Annotated in this window: 14 protein-coding genes; 12 read left to right on the forward strand and 2 right to left on the reverse strand. The window is 28.6% G+C overall.

Features of this window, described 5'->3' with window-relative positions; translation table 11 throughout:
* Positions 1-124: 124 nt before the first annotated feature.
* Positions 125-625 carry a QueT transporter family protein gene (locus HCG70_RS16020; protein WP_042393749.1) on the reverse strand — a complete coding sequence of 167 codons (501 nt, stop codon included), beginning with the start codon at positions 623-625 and terminating at the stop codon, positions 125-127.
* 336 nt (positions 626-961) lie between these two features.
* Here HCG70_RS16020 and HCG70_RS16025 point away from each other — a divergent pair, with 336 nt between their 5' ends.
* From HCG70_RS16025 to HCG70_RS16075, 11 genes are all read left to right on the forward strand, one after another.
* A complete protein-coding gene (locus tag HCG70_RS16025; protein ID WP_042393753.1) occupies positions 962-1,192 on the forward strand; it encodes a hypothetical protein in 231 nt (76 codons plus the stop codon).
* Between the two features lie 77 nt (positions 1,193-1,269).
* The gene (locus HCG70_RS16030) at positions 1,270-1,911 is read left to right on the forward strand and encodes a hypothetical protein (RefSeq protein WP_052330561.1); all 642 of its coding nucleotides are present in this window, start codon (positions 1,270-1,272) and stop codon (positions 1,909-1,911) included.
* 260 nt (positions 1,912-2,171) lie between these two features.
* Positions 2,172-2,591, forward strand: coding sequence for a hypothetical protein (locus tag HCG70_RS16035; protein ID WP_042393756.1), 420 nt, complete (start codon positions 2,172-2,174; stop codon positions 2,589-2,591).
* 179 nt (positions 2,592-2,770) lie between these two features.
* Positions 2,771-3,376 (forward strand): Holliday junction branch migration protein RuvA, encoded by a 606-nt coding sequence (ruvA, locus tag HCG70_RS16040; RefSeq protein ID WP_042393758.1) that lies wholly within the window; start codon positions 2,771-2,773, stop codon positions 3,374-3,376.
* A gap of 12 nt (positions 3,377-3,388) precedes the next feature.
* Positions 3,389-4,420 carry a Holliday junction branch migration DNA helicase RuvB gene (ruvB, locus tag HCG70_RS16045; protein WP_042393761.1) on the forward strand — a complete coding sequence of 344 codons (1,032 nt, stop codon included), beginning with the start codon at positions 3,389-3,391 and terminating at the stop codon, positions 4,418-4,420.
* A gap of 10 nt (positions 4,421-4,430) precedes the next feature.
* Entirely contained in the window at positions 4,431-5,456 is a 1,026-nt protein-coding gene (queA, locus tag HCG70_RS16050) for a tRNA preQ1(34) S-adenosylmethionine ribosyltransferase-isomerase QueA (RefSeq protein WP_042393763.1), read from the forward strand.
* 29 nt (positions 5,457-5,485) lie between these two features.
* Entirely contained in the window at positions 5,486-6,625 is a 1,140-nt protein-coding gene (gene tgt, locus HCG70_RS16055) for a tRNA guanosine(34) transglycosylase Tgt (protein ID WP_042393766.1), read from the forward strand.
* Positions 6,626-6,778: 153 nt separating this feature from the next.
* A complete protein-coding gene (gene yajC, locus HCG70_RS16060; RefSeq protein WP_221698001.1) occupies positions 6,779-7,054 on the forward strand; it encodes a preprotein translocase subunit YajC in 276 nt (91 codons plus the stop codon).
* A 55-nt stretch (positions 7,055-7,109) separates the two neighbouring features.
* Positions 7,110-7,487, forward strand: a complete 378-nt coding sequence (locus tag HCG70_RS16065) for a TIGR04086 family membrane protein (RefSeq protein ID WP_042393771.1) — start codon at positions 7,110-7,112, stop codon at positions 7,485-7,487.
* A gap of 259 nt (positions 7,488-7,746) precedes the next feature.
* Complete coding sequence (locus tag HCG70_RS16070) at positions 7,747-14,121, forward strand: alpha-amylase family glycosyl hydrolase (protein WP_055291992.1); 6,375 nt, start codon at positions 7,747-7,749, stop codon at positions 14,119-14,121.
* Between the two features lie 159 nt (positions 14,122-14,280).
* Complete coding sequence (locus HCG70_RS16075; protein ID WP_221698002.1) at positions 14,281-16,437, forward strand: hypothetical protein; 2,157 nt, start codon at positions 14,281-14,283, stop codon at positions 16,435-16,437.
* 93 nt (positions 16,438-16,530) lie between these two features.
* Here the strand turns inward: HCG70_RS16075 and HCG70_RS16080 are convergent, their stop codons facing one another.
* On the reverse strand, positions 16,531-16,719 hold the full coding sequence (locus HCG70_RS16080) for a hypothetical protein (protein ID WP_042393774.1): 189 nt from the start codon (positions 16,717-16,719) through the stop codon (positions 16,531-16,533).
* A gap of 506 nt (positions 16,720-17,225) precedes the next feature.
* Here HCG70_RS16080 and HCG70_RS16085 point away from each other — a divergent pair.
* Positions 17,226-18,557 (forward strand): FAD-dependent oxidoreductase, encoded by a 1,332-nt coding sequence (locus HCG70_RS16085; protein WP_042393775.1) that lies wholly within the window; start codon positions 17,226-17,228, stop codon positions 18,555-18,557.
* The last annotated feature ends 101 nt before the right edge of the window (positions 18,558-18,658 follow it).

Here is an 18,658-nt window from a genome sequence, read left to right on the forward strand (position 1 = left end):
GGCTTATAGAGTCTGGGATTTATTTTTTTTTTTGCAAAAGGGGCCTCGCACTAATTATTTAGTGCGACAGCCCCTTTAATTTATAAATAAAAAAGGACAATCCTTTAAAAGGTTGTCCTGAAAATTACTTTAACATCATTACATTTTTAAATCTTGAACCTGCAACAAGGAATAAAGGTACACCTATTATAGTTATTACTACTAATTCTCCTAAAGCAACTTCTCCAATAGATAGAAGTAGTGGTAATCCATATAGTTTGTTTAGCATCCATCCAATGATGAGACCATTAAATAAGGTCGGCCAAATAGAAGCAACTAATAATTTTACTTTGTAATTTTTGATTACTTTACCTGTAAAATAGATAGCATATACACTTATAAATGTGGCTAATGTGCCGAATATAACATCCATTGGTCCATTAGGGCCTAAAATATTAGCAATTAAGCAACCAAGTGTAAGTCCTCCTATGTATAATGGATCAAAAACAGCAAGTAACACTAAGATTTCAGAAATTCTGAATTGAATATTTCCATATGAAAATGGTGCAATTGCAATAGTTACTACTGCATAGATTGCTGCAATTATTGCAGTTCTAGTAAGTCTTTTAGTCATATCATTTTTCATTTTTGAAAAACCTCCTAATAAAAAATATTAGGAACCTAAGGCTATAATAGATAGTATTTAGAAGTAAATAATAAGTTAAAACATCGAAGCTAATTAATTCAAAATATTATCTATTTAAATTTAATAATAAATTTTTACCTAGTTTTGTTTAAAGACAGGAGGTTCCCGAACTGTCTATATTTCAGAAATAAATTATACTTAATATTATATGATAAATCAAGAAGAATTATATTTTATTACTTCAATTTAAGAAAATAATATATAAAAAGTTAATATTTTAAAAAAAATAGTATTATAATTTATTAATCATATTTTTATATAAGGAGGAAAGTGGGTATGGAGTTTTTAGAAAATAAAAATAGGAAAGATTTTGAAAGGCATAAAAATAAAATTCAAGAAAATATAGATATGGGGAAAAATATGGGGGTAAATAAAATTAGTGCTATATTGGCAATAGCAGATGAATCTCAAGAAATTCAAACAAAATTAATAAATTGGCTATTATCTGAAGGATATAGGATTTCATTAAAGGAAGAAGATTGTACAATATTAACTATCGAATGGTAAAAAAATAATAAAAAAATAATTATTCATGAATATCATTATGAAAGCTGTCAATAATTACAGAAAAAGGAGTGATATTTATGAGTAATGAAATGCATGGTAAAGATAAAGAAGAAGTAAAATTTGAAAATAAGCATTTTAATAAAAAAATTTCAATTTTAGCAGGTATTATAGTTTTTGCTGTAGTTGTTAGTTTTTTTGGAGCATATATTATAAGTGATAGATTAATAAATCCAAAGTATTCACAAGAAAAAGAAGATGATGAAAAAACAGTTTATAATAATTCTAAAATTTTAAGTGATGATATGATGGTTGTGTTAATGAATGAAGGTGTTGTGGAAAAAGAACAAAGCATTTTAGAGTTTAAAAAAGAAAATTCTATAGTAAGTGATATTAATCAACAATTTGTTGTTAATTTTTATGAAGCTAATGGATATAACCTAGAATCTTTAGAAGATGATAAAGTAGTTTTTGTAAAAGAAGGAACAACAAGTGTTTTACAACCTAACAAATACTATCTTGGAGAAAAAGATGGATATTTTGCTATATATAAAACAGATGATTCAGGAAATTTAACAATTGAAGAAAGTGAAGATGTATATACGAATAATAGACCAATAAGTTTCTTACATGGTGATGACTTAGAGGCAATAAAAAATTTTAAGTATTCTTATGATACAAAGGAAGAAGCTATAGAAAAATTGTCTGCTTTTATTTCTTAAAAGTAAATACGTTAAATAAATACATATAAGGAAAATTTACTTTTAAGACGAAATTAAATTTTTAAAATTAATAAATTTGTAACCCAATCAACAACTCAAATATTTTAATGAGTTGTTTAATATATCTTTACACTAAAAAGAGATTATAAATAGAATTTGGTTTCTGTTTATAATCTCTTTCATTATAGGAAAATACACACCTGTATAACAAGATAATCATAGGGAAAAATATTAGCATAACCTACTAAGGAGGCGAAGAGATGAGTATTGTACCAAACTTCGATTATTTGTTAGTGATGCCAAGCGGAAATATAATAGGATTTCATGATGAAGAAACAGCAAAAGCATATATTAATAACTACTATTATTTTAGGACAAGAAATAATGATGTAGTAGGTGCATATGAAGATTTAACTGAGGATTTTGATGATATTGCAAATGTTCTTTGCTATAAAATTGGAGTAGAAGAAGGTGAGTGTAAATTATATAATACACGAGATATAATAGAAAAAATACAAGAGGAAGTTATTTTTTTTGATGAAAGAGAAGAGGTAATATCAAAATTATTATCTAATCATATTGATTTAAACATATTTGATTATGCAATAGATAACATATTTACTAATACAGAATCTATAGATATTATGGAACCATATGGAGATCCAATAACTGGTCAGTAATATTATAATGAAGAGTTATGCTTTATACAATGGCATAACTCTTTATTATTGAAAAAGTTATTTTAAAATGTTAAAGTATAAGTTAGATTATATAAGAATATAAGTTTTATAATTAATATTAAAGTTTTTAAGATACAAAAACATATTTAATCTATTTATTTAGATTGAGGGGGATAAAAATGTACGAATATATTAAAGGGAAGTATATTGGAATTAACAAAGATTATGTTATTATAGAAAATGGTGGTATAGGATATAAAATATTTACTTCAGGAGCTACTATGGCTGAAATGCCTAAAGTTTCGGAAGAAGTGATGTTGTATTTAGAACAAATAGTAAGAGAAGATTTTATTGGATTATACGGATTTAAGGATAGAGAAGAATTAGAAATGTTTAAACTGCTTATTTCAATAAGTGGTGTTGGAGCAAAAGCTGCATTATCATTACTTTCAATAAGTAGAATAAATAATCTAAAGTATGCTATTATTATGGAAGATGATAAGCATTTATGCAGAGCACCTGGGATTGGTAAGAAAACAGCAGGAAGAATAATTTTAGAATTAAGAGATAAAATCAAAACAGATGAAGTATCAGAAGGTGTTGATATTCAAGAAGGATTTGAAGATATCGTACCAAGTAATGCAAATTCAATTGGCGAAGCTTTAGGAGCATTATTAGCTTTAGGATATTCAGAAAAAGAAGCTGAAAGTGCATTAAAGAAAGTAAATAGACAGGAATCAGTTGAAAATATTATTAAGGAATGTTTAAGAGTATTAATGGGATAGAGGTGATATAATTTGGAGAGAATTATCACACCAGATGAAATTCTGGAAGATGGGAATGGTGAATTAAGTTTAAGACCTCAAAAAATCAATGAATATATTGGTCAAGATAAGGTAAAAGAAAGATTAAATATATTTATTACCGCTGCAAAGAAAAGAAATGAAGCATTAGATCATGTCTTATTATATGGACCACCAGGATTAGGAAAAACTACCCTTGCTAATATTATAGCAAAAGAAATGGGTGGGGATTTAAAGATTACATCAGGTCCAGCTATTGAAAGAGCAGGGGATTTAGCTGCTATATTAACTACATTAAAAGATAATGATGTTTTGTTTATAGATGAAATACATAGATTAAATAGAAGTGTTGAAGAAATTTTATATCCTGCAATGGAAGATTATGCTTTAGATATAGTTATAGGTAAAGGAGCAGCAGCAAAATCAATTAGATTAGATTTACCACATTTTACTTTAATAGGAGCTACTACTAGAATAGGTATGCTTACATCTCCTTTAAGAGATAGATTTGGGGTTTTGTGTGATATGGTGTATTATACAGAAGAGCAATTGAAAGAAATAATTGTACGTTCTGCATTTGTTCTAGGGTGTGATATAACTGAAGAAGGTGCATATGAAATTGCTAGGAGATCTAGAGGAACTCCGAGAATTGCAAATAGATTATTAAAGAGAGTTAGAGATTATGCAGAGGTATATTCTGATTCATTAATAAGTTTTAAAGAAGCAAAAGCAGCGTTAGAATTATTAGAGGTAGACGCTCAAGGGTTTGATAGAGTTGATAATAAAATTTTAGAAGCGATTATTGATAATTTTAACGGCGGTCCTGTTGGGATAGAAACATTATCTTATTTTATAGGGGAAGAGCTTGGAACAATAGAAGATGTTTATGAGCCATATTTGCTACAAAAAGGATTTATAGTTAGAACTGCTAGGGGAAGAACCGCTACGGATAAGGCTTATAGTCATTTAGGTAGAATAAGGGGCAAAAAAGTTACAAAAAAGCAAACTAGTTTTTTTGAAGGTTAGGAGATATATAATGAAAACAAGTGATTTTGATTTTTACTTACCAGAGGAGCTTATAGCTCAACATCCACTAGAAAGAAGGGATTATTCTAGATTAATGGTTTTAGATAAAGAAACTGGAGAGATAGAGCATAAACATTTTTATGATGTTATAAACTATTTAAATCCAGGAGATACATTAGTTTTAAATAATACTAGAGTAATGCCAGCAAGACTTATAGGAGAAAAGGCTGAAAGTGGAGGTAAAATTGAGTTTTTACTTTTAAAAAGAATTGAAGGAGATAAATGGGAGTGCTTAGCTAAGCCAGGTAAAAGAGCTAAAATAGGAGCTGAATTTGTATTTGGTGAAGGAAAGTTAAGATGTAAGGTTGTAGATATAATAGAAGAAGGAAATAGAATTATTGAATTTTCTTACGATGGAATATTTGAACAAGTTTTAGATGAGCTTGGAGAAATGCCACTTCCTCCTTATATAACAGAAAGACTTGATGATAAGGAAAGATATCAAACTGTTTATTCTAAGGAAAAAGGATCAGCAGCAGCACCTACTGCAGGATTACATTTTACTAAAGAACTTTTAGAAGAAGTTAAAGAAAAAGGTATTAATATAGCATATGTTACATTACATGTAGGACTTGGTACATTTAGACCAGTAAAGGTTGATGATGTAAATGAACATGTTATGCATTCGGAATTTTATCATTTGGAAGAAGAAGATGCAAAGATAATAAACGAAACAAAGAAGCGTGGAAATAAGATTATTTCGGTTGGAACAACATCAACAAGAACTTTAGAGACAATTGGTGATGAAAATGGATTTGTTAAAGCACAAAGTGGATGGACTAATATATTCATTTATCCAGGATATAAGTTTAAAGTAGTAGATAAGCTTATAACAAATTTCCATTTACCAGAATCAACATTAATAATGTTAGTTTCTGCATTAGCAGGAAAAGAAAAAGTAATGAATGCTTATAATGAAGCTGTAAAAGAAAGATATAGATTCTTCTCTTTTGGAGATTCAATGATAATAAAATAGAATACATAAGTTAAGAAGGACGTGAAGTTTTGAGTAAAAGATATACGTTATTAAAAAAAGACGGTAAGGCAAGAAGAGGTAGATTTGAAACACCTCATGGAACTATAGAAACACCAGTATTTATGAATGTTGGTACTTTAGCTGCAATTAAGGGTGGAGTTTCTTCAATGGATTTAAAGGAAATTGGATGCCAAGTTGAGCTTTCAAATACATATCACCTACATTTAAGACCAAGTGACAAGGTAGTTGCAAAAATGGGTGGATTACATAAGTTTATGAATTGGGATAGACCAATTTTGACAGACTCAGGTGGATTCCAAGTATTTTCATTATCATCAATGAGAAAAATTAAAGAAGAAGGAGTATACTTTAATTCTCATATAGATGGAAAAAAAATATTTATGGGACCAGAAGAATCAATGCAAATTCAAAGTAATTTAGCATCAACAATTGCAATGGCATTTGATGAATGTATACCAAATCCATCTACTAGAGAGTATGTTCTTCAATCAGTTGCAAGAACAAATAGATGGCTTGAAAGATGTAAAATTGAGATGGATAGATTAAATTCTCTTCCAGAGACAATAAATAAAGAGCAAATGTTATTTGGAATTAATCAAGGTGGATGTTATGAAGATATAAGAATCGAACATGCTAAACATATTGCTAAAATGGATTTAGATGGATATGCTATAGGTGGATTAGCAGTTGGTGAGACTCATGAAGAAATGTATAGAGTTATTGATGCTGTAGTACCACACTTACCAGAAGATAAACCGATATATTTAATGGGGGTTGGAACTCCAGAAAATATATTAGAAGCTGTAGATAGAGGAGTAGATTTCTTTGACTGTGTTCTACCAGCTAGAAATGGTAGACATGGGCACGTATTTACAGGGCAAGGTAAGATAAACTTAATGAATGCAAAATTTGAATTAGACGAAAGACCAATAGATGAAGGTTGTGAATGTCCAGCATGTAAGCATTATACAAGAAGCTATATAAGACATTTATTTAAAGCTAAAGAAATGCTAGCATTAAGATTATGTGTATTACATAATTTATACTTCTATAACAAGCTTATGGCAGATATAAGAACAGCAATTGATAATGGCACTTATAGTGAATTTAAAGAACAAAAATTAAGAGAATGGAATTGTAAAAAATAAATTCTAAACTATGTTTTGTGAATAATTTGTGAAAGTTAGAAATTGATTTGTTCATAGAATTGACATATAATTTTAAATAAAGTATAGTATTTAATACATAGTAAATATTACGATGTATCCTTAAAGATGAATGTGAAGGGAAGGGATTTTTAAATGGCACAATTATTAGTTACACTATTACCTTTAGTAGCAATGTTTGCAATTATGTACTTTTTATTAATAGTTCCAGAAAAGAAGAGAACAAAGAAGTATAATACAATGTTATCAGAATTAAAAGTAAATGACGAAGTTTTAACAAGAGGCGGAATAGTTGGAAAAATTATAACAATCGAAGAAGATCAAATGGTTATCCAATCAGGTCCAGATAGAGTAAGATTTAGAATTACTAAGAATGCTATAGCTCAAAAATTAAGCAAAGACGTTGCATAATTAAAGAATAATACCCCCTTTTAGGTCATAGAATGAACTAAAAGGGGGTGTTTTTATGGAGTGGAAAGACTATTTTAATAATGTTCTAAAAGGTGTAGTGGGAGCTATAGCAGTAGTAACAGTGTTAACTGCAATTTTATCTTTAGTTATGTCTTTTGTAGACATTAGTTCAGGAATGTTTAGTGCCATTTATGTAGTTATAACTAGTATTAGCTTAATATTTGGAACAATATTTGCAGCAAAACTATATGGTCATAAGGGTTGGCTAGTAGGACTTTCTGTAGGAGTTTTATTTTACATATCCTTATATGCTATTGGAGTTTTATTTGGAGCAGAAGCTACATTGGGATTATATGATTTGATGAAATTTTCACTTTGTGTAGTTGTTGGCATTCTTTCTGGGATGTTAGGCATTAATTTAGGAAGTGACTAAAGAGAAAAGGAGCTATGTTATAGGCATAGCTCCTTTAATTTATGTATATATAATAATTATAACATTAAATAAAAATAAAATATATAATATGAAAAAAGATTTGTTAAAATGCACAAAAAATATAAAAAAGGTAGAAATAAACCATGGGAATACTTTACAATAAGAATGTAAAGTAAATTTAAAAGATAATATAGATATTTGGAAACGATTTCTCAAATAGATATTTTCTTTTAAATTAAAAAATAGGGAGGAGAAATTTATGAAAAAAAGGGGATTAATGAAGTACAAATGGCAAGTAGCAGTAATGATGTTAGTATTATTTTGTCTAAATCTGGTACCGTTTCCTAACGGTGCGAGTGATGTTTTGGCTGAAACAGTATTAAAAAGCCCAGTAGTTAATAGTGATGGAACTGTTACTTTTAATTATCAAGGTGATGGAACAGAAAATGCTATAAAGGTAAAGGGTGAATTTAGTGGTTGGAATACAATTGATATGATAAAAGGTGAAAATAATATTTGGACAACCACAGTTGAGGGAATATCAGGAATAAATGAATATGGAATTGTGACTTGGGCAGATACAACTACTGATGATATTAATGGTGATTGGAAGGGTGATCCATTAAATTCATATAAAAAGGGTAATAATCCAGCAGTTGTAGTTAATCCACAGGTTAGTAATGGAAAGGTTACATTATATTATTTAGGTAATGGAACAGAAACGAGAGTTGCAGTAAAAGGATCTTTTGATAATGAATGGTCAGTTTTACATGAGATGATAAATGAAAGTAGCTCAAATATTTGGTCTGTAACATTAGATCTTGCACCAGGAAATTATGAATATGGAATAGTAACTTGGTCTCCAGACACAAGTAATCAAGAATTTGGCGATTGGCAAGGGGACCCATTAAATCCTAAGCATTCTGAAGAAGGTGATTTTACTTCTAATGCATTGATTTCAGTAGAAGGTGAATCAGAATTAAAAAGTCCAGAAATTAATGAAGATGGTAGTGTAACATTTAGAGCTGAATATGAAGGCGAAAATTTATATTTAATTGGATCGATGGTTGAGTGGAATACATCTAAAGAAATAAAAATGGAAAAAAATGAACAGGGCATTTTTTCTACAACGATCAACTTAGAACCAGGAACATATGAATATAAATTTAAACCATGTGAAGGTGATAATTGGGAAGGTGCATTTAAAGACTCGTTGAATACAGAAGTTAATGGAGAAAATTCAGTAATTGTTGTACCAAAGCAACAAGAGAAAAAAACAGTAAAAGTAAGATTTGTAAAAGAAGGAGAAACTAAATACGAAAACTGGGGATTTTGGACATGGTATCCGGGGGAAGTAGGAAAATTTGTTGAGTTTGATTATATAGATAAAGAAGGAGCATATGCGTTATTAGAATTACCAGCTAATGTAACAGAAGGTGAGCTGGGGATTATAGTAAAAGAAGGGCAAAGTTGGGATAATAAGGCAACTGGAGATTTAAAATATGAAATCTCTGATCTAAATAATGATAATAATGAAATCGTTGTAATTTATGGTGAAAAGGAAAATCCAAAGAGTGTTATCCAAAGGGCATTTATAAAAGAATATGAAGAAATTACTGTAAATATTCATTATAAGAGAAATAGTAAAGACTATGACAATTGGAATATATGGGCATGGTTAGATGGGACAGATGGAGAAACATTAGAATTAACTTCAGAAGATAGTTATGGTAAAGTAGCAACTAAGGTATATGAAAACCTAATTAATGATACTAAGATGGGGTTCATTGTTAAGAAAACTGAAGGTGATAATGAATGGGCTGAAAAGGATGTAGATATTAACAGATTTATTGATTTGAGGCATGTATCTAATGATGGAACATTAGATATATACGTAACACAAGGCAAAGAAGCCTTTGGTTATCATTCACCATTAGCTTCAAAAGAAATAATAGATTTAGATGGACAGGTAAATGGTGATATGTTATATCACAATACTTGGGATAACCTATATAAATATCCATTTGGAGCAGTTGCTGAGGGAACTGATGTAACAGTTAGAATGCATGCACAAAAAGGTGATTTACAATATGCTAGAGTATTAGTAAGAAATACTAATACAAACAGATCAGACCTTTATAATATGGAAAAAGTATCGACAATTACTGTAGATGAAGAACAAGTTGATATATGGGAAGCTACATTTACACCAGACGAAATTGGAGTTTATGGATATAAATTTATTGCTGGTGATGGTGATACTGTAAAATACTATTGTGAAGATGGTAGCGAAGGTAAAACTGGAACTGTAGGAGATAAAAATGGACTATTCTTCCAACTTACTGTTTATGATAAAGATTATAAAACTCCTGATTGGATGAAAGAGGCAGTTGTTTATCAAATTTTCCCTGATAGATTTTTTAATGGTGATGAATCAAATGATACAGCTAAAGAAAATGCAAGAGGAGAGGAACCAATAGAAACTCATGAAACTTGGAACTCACTACCAGATAATCCGAGGTTGGGTGAAAATGGGATGGATGATATTGATGGAGCATATTCTGGTGATGGAATATGGTCAAATGATTTCTTTGGTGGTGATATTGAAGGAATTCAAGAAAAATTAGATTATTTGCAAGGATTAGGAGTTAATACATTATATTTAAATCCTATTTCTATGGCTTCTTCAAATCATAAATATGATGCTACAGATTATAAAACTTTAGATCCTATGTTTGGAACAGAAGAAGAATTTAAGGCATTTACTGCAGAATTAAAAAGTAGAGGAATGCACTTAATTGTAGATGGTGTATTTAACCACGTTGGTGATGATTCTATTTATTTTGATAGATATGGTAAATATGATACAGTTGGTGCATATGAATATTGGTCATATGTATATGATTCAATGAATAATGAGGCAATAACACAAGAAGCTGCAATGACTAAGGCAGATGCCTATTTTGTTGAAGATGGACAAACATTTAGTGAAGAAAAATGGCATTTATGGTTCAATATTAAGAATACTAAGGTTGATGTTGGAACAACAAATGAAAGATATGATTATCAAGGATGGTGGGGATATGATTCACTACCAGAATTTAAATCAGTAACTAAGGAAGAAGCTATTGAATTAGGTTTAGCTAGTGAAAATGACGAATTTGTTAATAAAGCAAGTGAATGGAACAACAAAGAGTTAGTTGATTATATCTACAAAGATGAAGATTCTGTTGCGAAACAATGGATTGATTGGGGAGCAGATGGTTGGAGACTTGATGTTGCTAATGAGGTTGATACAGTATTTTGGAATGACTTTAGAGAAGTTATGAAGGAGCATAATAGTGAAACGCTTATTTTGGGTGAAATCTGGGATGATGCTTCAAAATATTTTGTTGGTGATCAATATGATTCAGTAATGAATTATAGAATAAGAGCAGCGTTAATTGATTATTTAAAAAATGGTAATGCAACAAGATTAAATGATACATTAATGGCTGTTTATGAAGATTATCCAGAAGAAGCATTTTATGCATTAATGAACTTAATGGGATCTCATGATGTTGCAAGAGCAATTTATGTATTAGGAGGAGGAAGTGATTCTTCTGAAAGAGCTGAACTAGGAAATTATGATGAAAATCTAGGAAAGCAAAGATTAAAGCTTGCTGCTTTATTTGAATTTGGTTATGCTGGAGCTCCTACTATTTACTATGGAGACGAAGCAGGAGTTACAGGATCTAAAGATCCAGATTGTAGAAGAACTTACCCATGGGGTAATGAGGATGATTCATTAGTTAGTTTTTATGAAGCAATTGGAGCAGTTAGAGAAAATAATAAAGAATTATTTTCTTATGGAGATTTAACAACTTTATATACTGGTACTGAAGGAGTATATGTATATGGAAGAAGCTATGAGGATAAACATGCTATAGTAGCTATTAATCCTACACAAAGTGATGCTAAAATAACTTTAGATTTAAAAGAATTTACTGGAAATGGTACTAATTTCATCGATGGACTAGATTCTGATTATAAAATTTCAGTTAAAGATGGAAAAGTTGAAATAACTATTCCTGCAATGACTGGTAGAATGATGACAAGTATAAATGTTATAAAATTACCTGATTCAGTTAGTAATATTACAGGAACTGAAGGAAATGGAGAAGTAACTTTAAAATGGGATTCTGTAAAAGGAGCAAAAGAATATAAGGTTTATTCTTCAAGTTTTAAGGGAAGTTTACAAATAGAAGTTGAGATAGTAGATAATACTGAGATTACAATTGATAAATTAACAAATGGTAATAGATTATACTTTGCAGTAAGTGCAATAGATAAAGATGGAAATGAATCACCTTTATCTTGGAGTGATGGATTAACTCCACATTCAGAAATTACATGGCTTGGTAATTTGAGTGACGTAAAAGCTGATAAGGTTGATATATCATCATCTATAAATGTTAATTCTGAAGTATATATAGAAAATGTTTCAAACGTAGAAGGAGCATCTGAAGGATTAGTTGGAAGATTACTAGTTAAATATCCTGGAGATGAGGAATTTACAACATTCAAAGGGACTTATTTAGAGGAAAATGGTAATAATGACGTATTTACAGCGTCATTTATAGCAAATAAAGCTGGAAAGTATGAATATAAGTTTGAGTTTACTACTAAAGGAACTTATGGATTTAATGACAAGGATAGCATAAAGTCTACAGAAGTTAAATCATTTAAATTAGCTGTTAATGATAATGTATCTCCAGCAGAAGCTATTGAGTTAAACACACCTGAAGCGCAATCAGGAGAAGTTAATTTAAGCTGGAATATTGTTGGAGAAAATAATATAGCTCTATATGAAATTGTTAGAAATGGAGTTGTAGTTGCAAGAATTCAAGATAAGTCAATAGTATCTTATAAAGATACAGATGTAAAAAATAAAACTGAATATAAGTATGAAGTAATTGCTTATACAAATGGTGGTAATTCAATTAAATCAAATTTAGTTGATGTTACACCAGATTTAGTTATGGTAGAAGTAACGTTTAAATTACATGCACCTTCATATACACCACTTGATGCTGTAATAACAATGCCAGGTGGAATGAATGGATGGGATGTAAACTCATGGGAAATGAGCAGGAATGGTGCTGTTACAGCTGACTGGACTTATACTATTTCAGTTTTAGAAGGTGAAGAAATTGAATATAAGTATGTTAAAGGTGGAGCTTGGGATCAAGAAGCATTAATGAATTATTCAAATCCAAAGGCTGCTAATCAAAGTAAGTATGGTTGTACTACTGGAGAAGGTGGTAATGAAAAAATTACAGTAGTTAATCAAGGTAATGGTAAAATGCTTGTTGAAAATGAAGTGGTAAGATGGAAGGATATGCCTGTAGTTGTGTTAGATCCATCAAATGGAAGCTATACAAAGAATGAAACTATTACAGTTAAAGGTAATTCAATGTTAGATCCGAACTTAACTATAAATGGTGAAAAAGTTGAAGTTGATGAAAACGGTAATTTTGTGCATCAAGTTAAATTAAATGTTGGTAAAAACGATATTAATATTCACATTGAGCCAACAGATGAAAATAAAAATAACCCAGATATATTTAATAATAATGAAGAAGCAATAGGATTTGCGACAAAAGATTTATCATTAGAAATAACAAGATTAGCTGAAGGTGAAGAAATACCAGGACCAACTATTAATGCAAATGATAGAGTTTTAAAGCTTGGCGATGAATTCAATGTATTAGAAGGCATTACTGCAAGTGATGCAGAAGGAAATGATATTACAGAAAAATTAGAGGTAATTGAAAATACAGTTGATACCTCTAAAGAAGGGGATTATAAAGTTATATATAAAGTAGTTGATCAAAATGGAAAAGAGGCTACTAAAGAAATTAAGGTTACAGTAGAAAAGCAAGATTCTGAAGAGGATGAAGATGATGATACATCTGTTGAAGTTAAGCCAGAAGAAAATGGAACTATAAAAGTTGATAAAATTACAGATAAAGATGGTAATAATAAAATTAATATTAGTAAGCCAAGTGATGAAGCTATTGTTGAGATTACTGATATAGAAAGTATTAAAAATGGTACTGGTTCTATAGAAATAACTAATGGTAATCAAACATTATTAATACCATTTAGTGTATTTGATAAGGAGTTACTTGTAGATGGTTCTTCTGTAATAGTTAAATTAAAGAAGAGTAATGATGATACTATTACAAAGGGCTTAAAGGCAGTAAATAAAGTTTATGAAATAGACTTATCTATAAAGAATAGAGATAAATCTACTAAGATCACAACTGCAAAGGACGGAAGAATTACAATATCTATTACATTAACAGATGATGAATTAAAAGGATTAAATAAATCTAAATTATCTGCATTCTACTATAATGAAGAAAATAAGAAATATGAAATAGTAGAAACTAAAGTTGATGGTAACACTATAGTATTTACAACAGATAAAATAGGAAAATTCATAATTGCTGAAAAGTCAAGCACAGTTGATGGTAGTATATTACCTCAAACTGGAGGGACTAATAATATGTATTATATAATAATTGCTTTATTATGTACTGTAGGTGGAATAGCAATTGTATATAAGAAAAAAGAATTAAGAAAATAATCAAGAAAGCTCTAGGGTAACACTTAGAGCTTTTGATATGTAAACTAGGTTATATAATTTGAAGTATACGGAATATAAAGTAAATATACTTCTAGTAAATTAACTTTTATGGTAAAATCAAGATAAAACATAAGAAGATATGTTCATAAGGGGGACAAAATGGGTTTATTTAAAATGGTGGGTAATGCATGTATATGTATGTTAATAGTGTTTTTATTGGCTATAAGTCAAGTGATTTCACCTTGCATAACTGTAAGAGCTGAAGAGAATAGTAGAGAGTTAGAATTTAGTACTTATAATGAAAAAATAATTGATATAAAGAATAATGTACTAGAAGATAGTGATTTGATTGTGGAAAATGAAGAAATAAAGATTGAAACTGTTATACATAATACAAAATTGGTTGAGATTAATAGGGTTAAAATTGAATATTTTACAAAAAGTAAATTAAAGCCAATTAAGGTAGTTAACATAGATAAAATTTTAGCAGGAGAAAGTATAAATACATATATAGATTATTATTTTAATAAGGCTGGGAGATATACTATTGAAGTTAAAGTAAGTGGATATATTACTAAAAATAGTAGCAAGTTAGATAATAATACTATAAAAGAAGATAATATCAAAATAGAGAGTAATAGTAGTGTTGATATAAAAGTATCAAAAATGAAGGAATTATCTAAGGTTGTAGTTCAACAGGGGTATAATAATGGAGTTAAATCAGATGATAACCTGAAAACATTAAAAAATATTGTCAAAGAAAATGGAATGAAATTAGTTTTAAATGAAAACGTATTATCAAATCAAGTTTTAAGTGAAGCAAAATTATTAATTTTAACGCAAGAGTATATAAACATTGCATCTCAAGTTGAAATAAATTTAATAACTAAATACATAAGTGGTGGAGGAAATCTTATAATAACATCTAGTTCAGATATTTATGATGAAAATTCAAATTGTGAATATGCTAAGAAAGGAAATCATATTTTAGAAGCAATTGGGGCAAAAATACGATTAAATGATGATCAAGCTATTGATAATGATATAAATGATGGAGAAAATTATAATTTAAGTTTTAATAAATATAATATAGAAAGCGAATTATTAGTAGGAATTGATGTAGATAAGAAATTTAAATTTTTTAATGGATCAACTTTAATTATTCCTTCATCAAGTGATAATATAGAAGTATTAATCGAAGGTCATGAAAGTACTTATGGACATTATTATGATAAGCAAAATGATAATGTTTCAGTAAATAAGGGAGAAGTAGTAGGACTAGCTATCGAAACATTAGATAATAATTCGAAGATAGTTATATCAGGTACAAATTTTTATTATGAAGATGAAATTAGTGATAGCAATTTTTCTAATTATGAAATAACTAATATGCTTTTAAGATATTTAGCGCCAGTACCTAAAATAGAATTAAGTTCAATTTTGTCTGTTAAAATTGATAAAAATAGTGATAATATACTGGATAAATTGGGAGAGAAAGTAATTGTTGAAGGCTATGTTACTGTAGCATCTAAGGCCGAGTCAAATAGCAATTTATTTAATAATGTTATCTATGTTCAGGATGATACTAGCGGAATAGAGGTTTATGGAGTTATAGAATCTAAAGTAAAGCTAGGTCAAAAGGTTAGAGTAACTGGACGTGTAAGTTCAAAATTTGGTAATGCGCAAATTAAATTGCAAGATGAAAATTATGATTTACAAATAATTGATGAAAGAATAAATTTAATATTGCCAATAGAATTTTCAACATTTGATAGTATGCAAGAAAAAAATGAAGGTATGTTGGTGAAAACTATAGGAAAAGTAATATCTATAGTTGAAAATATTATTTATATTAACGATGGAAGTGGAGAAGCTGTAGTTTATATAGATAACTTTATAGAAAATAGTATCAAATGTGATTTAGAATATGAATGGAAGTCAAAAATTAAAGTCGGAGATGTAATTTCAATAGTAGGTATTGTAGTTGAGGGTACTGATGAATATCTTTTGCTAGTAAGGGATTTAGCAGAGATAGTAAATATTAGTGATGAAATACAAGAAGATATTGAGAATGAAGAAATACCTGAGTTAGGAGAAAAGCCTGAGGTAGATGTAAATCCAGAAGTAGATATAAATCGTGAAGAGAATATACATAGTGAATTAAATAAAGAAAAAGAACATAATAACATCAGTAATGAAGAAATTGAAGAAAATACTCTAAGTCAGAATATAGATAAATATTATTTCCTTTTTACGATTGCATTGATAATAGTTAGTGGAAATATTTTTACATTGTTTAAAAGTGAAAGATATTAATATAATAATTAAAAAAGGAGAATTTAGTTTAAAATATACTTTAATGTAAGGTGATTTTAGATTGAATTCTCCTTTTTTATAAGTATAAATAAGCTAGAGAATATTAATTGATTTTAGCTTGTCTTTAATTTCAAATAGTTTATTTTCAAGACTATCGATTTTTGATGAAAGGATTTCACGTTCACTAATTTTATCTGTTTTACTTAATTTTGTGTTTAATTCATCGATATCAGTAGCTATTGAAATAATTTCTAGGGCATATTCCCATGCACTTTTTCCCATATACAAACCTCTTTATATAATTTATTTACTTGTATTTTATGAGGTAATATTTAATGTGTGCCAAATTGAGATAAAAAAATGTTTAAATTAAGTGAAAACGATATAAAGAGCAATAAAAAGAAAGAAATCCAAAATAAAAAGGTTTAGATATAAGAAAATAAAGATATAAGGGGAAAAACAGTATACTAAGTTTCTTAGTTTATAAAGCTATAAAAATATAATTTTAATAAAAAATAATGTAATTATAAATGAATAAAAGATAATAGTAGATTTTTTGTATTAATGAATTAGTTAATATATAGATACATAAAGAATATAGAATTAAGAAAAAATAAAAAGTAAGGAGCTAAAAGTAATTACCAAAAAGTGCTTGTTAAAAAAAAGACAATTTTTTTATAAAACCTCTTTACTATTTCTTAGTAAAGTAGTATGATTTAATCAAAGAAAATAATTATTGATTAGTAATAAATATTTAAAAATATTTATTAGCTCTAGGAGGAATTAATATGAAAATAGTAGTAGTAGGATGTACTCATGCAGGAACTGCAGCAGTAGTTAATTTAAAGGAACTTCACCCAGAAAGTGAAATTACAATATATGAAAAAAATGATAATTTATCATTTTTATCTTGTGGAATTGCATTAAATGTAGGAGGAGTTATAAAAGAAACTAAGAACCTTTTCTACAACTCACCTGAAAACTTAGCTAAAATGGGTGTTATAACAAACATGAAGCATGAAGTTTTAAATATTGATTTTGATAATAAAACGTTAAAGGTTAAAAATCTTTTAACTAATGAAGAGTTTGAAGATAATTACGATAAATTAGTCTTAACATTAGGCTCATGGCCAATAGTACCAAGATTTGAAGGTGGAGACTTAGATAATATTTTATTATGTAAAAATCATGACCATGCAGTTGAAATTATAGAAAAATCAAAAACCGCTAAAAATGTAGTAATAATTGGTGCTGGATATATTGGGGTTGAGTTAGTAGAAGCATTTGAGATGCAAGGTAAAAAAGTAACTTTAATTGATGCTGAAGAAAGAATAATGGCAAAATACTTAGATAAAGAGTTTACTGATATCGCAGAAAAAGAATTTACAGATAGAGGAGTTAACTTAGTATTAGGAGAAAAGGTATCTAAGTTTGAAGGAGAAAATGGAAAAGTATCTAAAGTTGTTACTGAAAAGGGAAGTTATGAAGGCGATTTAGTAGTATTATGTATTGGATTTGCACCTAATACTAAATTAGTACAAGGAAAGTTAGATACATTACCAAACGGAGCTATTATAATTGATGAATATATGAGAACTAGTAAAGAAGATGTTTTTGCAGCTGGAGATTGTTGTGTTGTTAAATATAATCCTGCTCATGATACAAGATATATTCCACTTGCAACAAATGCTGTAAGAATGGGAACTTTAGTTGCAAGAAATATAGTTGAGCCTACATTAAAATATATGGGAACACAAGGTACTTCAGGAATAAAAATTTACGAAAAATGTATAGCATCAACAGGATTAACTGAAGAAGTTGCTAAAGCTACTACTAAAATGAATGTTGGTTCAGTTGAATTAACTGATAACTATAGACCAGAATTTATGCCAACATACTTACCAGCTACTGTTAAATTAGTATTTGATAAGGATACAAGAAGAGTAATTGGTGGACAAATAATTTCTGATATAGATTTAACACAATTTATGAACACTTTATCAGTTGTAATTCAAAATGAAATGACTATTGAAGAATTAGCTATGACAGATTTCTTCTTCCAACCACATTTTAATAAACCATGGAGTATTTTAAATGCAGTAGCTTTAAAAGCTTTATAATATATAAAAATAGCCTATTTACTTAGAGGGCACTGAAAAAGTGCCTTTCGGAATAAAAGACCTAAAAAATTTTTTTAAGACAATTTTTTAGGTCTTTTATG

The organism is Clostridium sp. K04 (assembly GCF_019734375.1).
GTDB lineage: Bacteria > Bacillota > Clostridia > Clostridiales > Clostridiaceae > Clostridium > Clostridium saudiense.

Bases quoted from the DNA above. Each gene is read 5' to 3' on its own strand.
- HCG70_RS16020 (WP_042393749.1), bottom strand. From the start codon at position 625: ATGAAAAATGATATGACTAAAAGACTTACTAGAACTGCAATAATTGCA.
- HCG70_RS16025 (WP_042393753.1), top strand. From the start codon at position 962: ATGGAGTTTTTAGAAAATAAAAATAGGAAAGATTTTGAAAGGCATAAA.
- HCG70_RS16030 (WP_052330561.1), top strand. From the start codon at position 1,270: ATGAGTAATGAAATGCATGGTAAAGATAAAGAAGAAGTAAAATTTGAA.
- HCG70_RS16035 (WP_042393756.1), top strand. From the start codon at position 2,172: ATGAGTATTGTACCAAACTTCGATTATTTGTTAGTGATGCCAAGCGGA.
- ruvA (WP_042393758.1), top strand. From the start codon at position 2,771: ATGTACGAATATATTAAAGGGAAGTATATTGGAATTAACAAAGATTAT.
- queA (WP_042393763.1), top strand. From the start codon at position 4,431: ATGAAAACAAGTGATTTTGATTTTTACTTACCAGAGGAGCTTATAGCT.
- yajC (WP_221698001.1), top strand. From the start codon at position 6,779: ATGGCACAATTATTAGTTACACTATTACCTTTAGTAGCAATGTTTGCA.
- HCG70_RS16065 (WP_042393771.1), top strand. From the start codon at position 7,110: ATGGAGTGGAAAGACTATTTTAATAATGTTCTAAAAGGTGTAGTGGGA.
- HCG70_RS16070 (WP_055291992.1), top strand. From the start codon at position 7,747: ATGAAAAAAAGGGGATTAATGAAGTACAAATGGCAAGTAGCAGTAATG.
- HCG70_RS16075 (WP_221698002.1), top strand. From the start codon at position 14,281: ATGGGTTTATTTAAAATGGTGGGTAATGCATGTATATGTATGTTAATA.
- HCG70_RS16080 (WP_042393774.1), bottom strand. From the start codon at position 16,719: ATGGGAAAAAGTGCATGGGAATATGCCCTAGAAATTATTTCAATAGCT.
- HCG70_RS16085 (WP_042393775.1), top strand. From the start codon at position 17,226: ATGAAAATAGTAGTAGTAGGATGTACTCATGCAGGAACTGCAGCAGTA.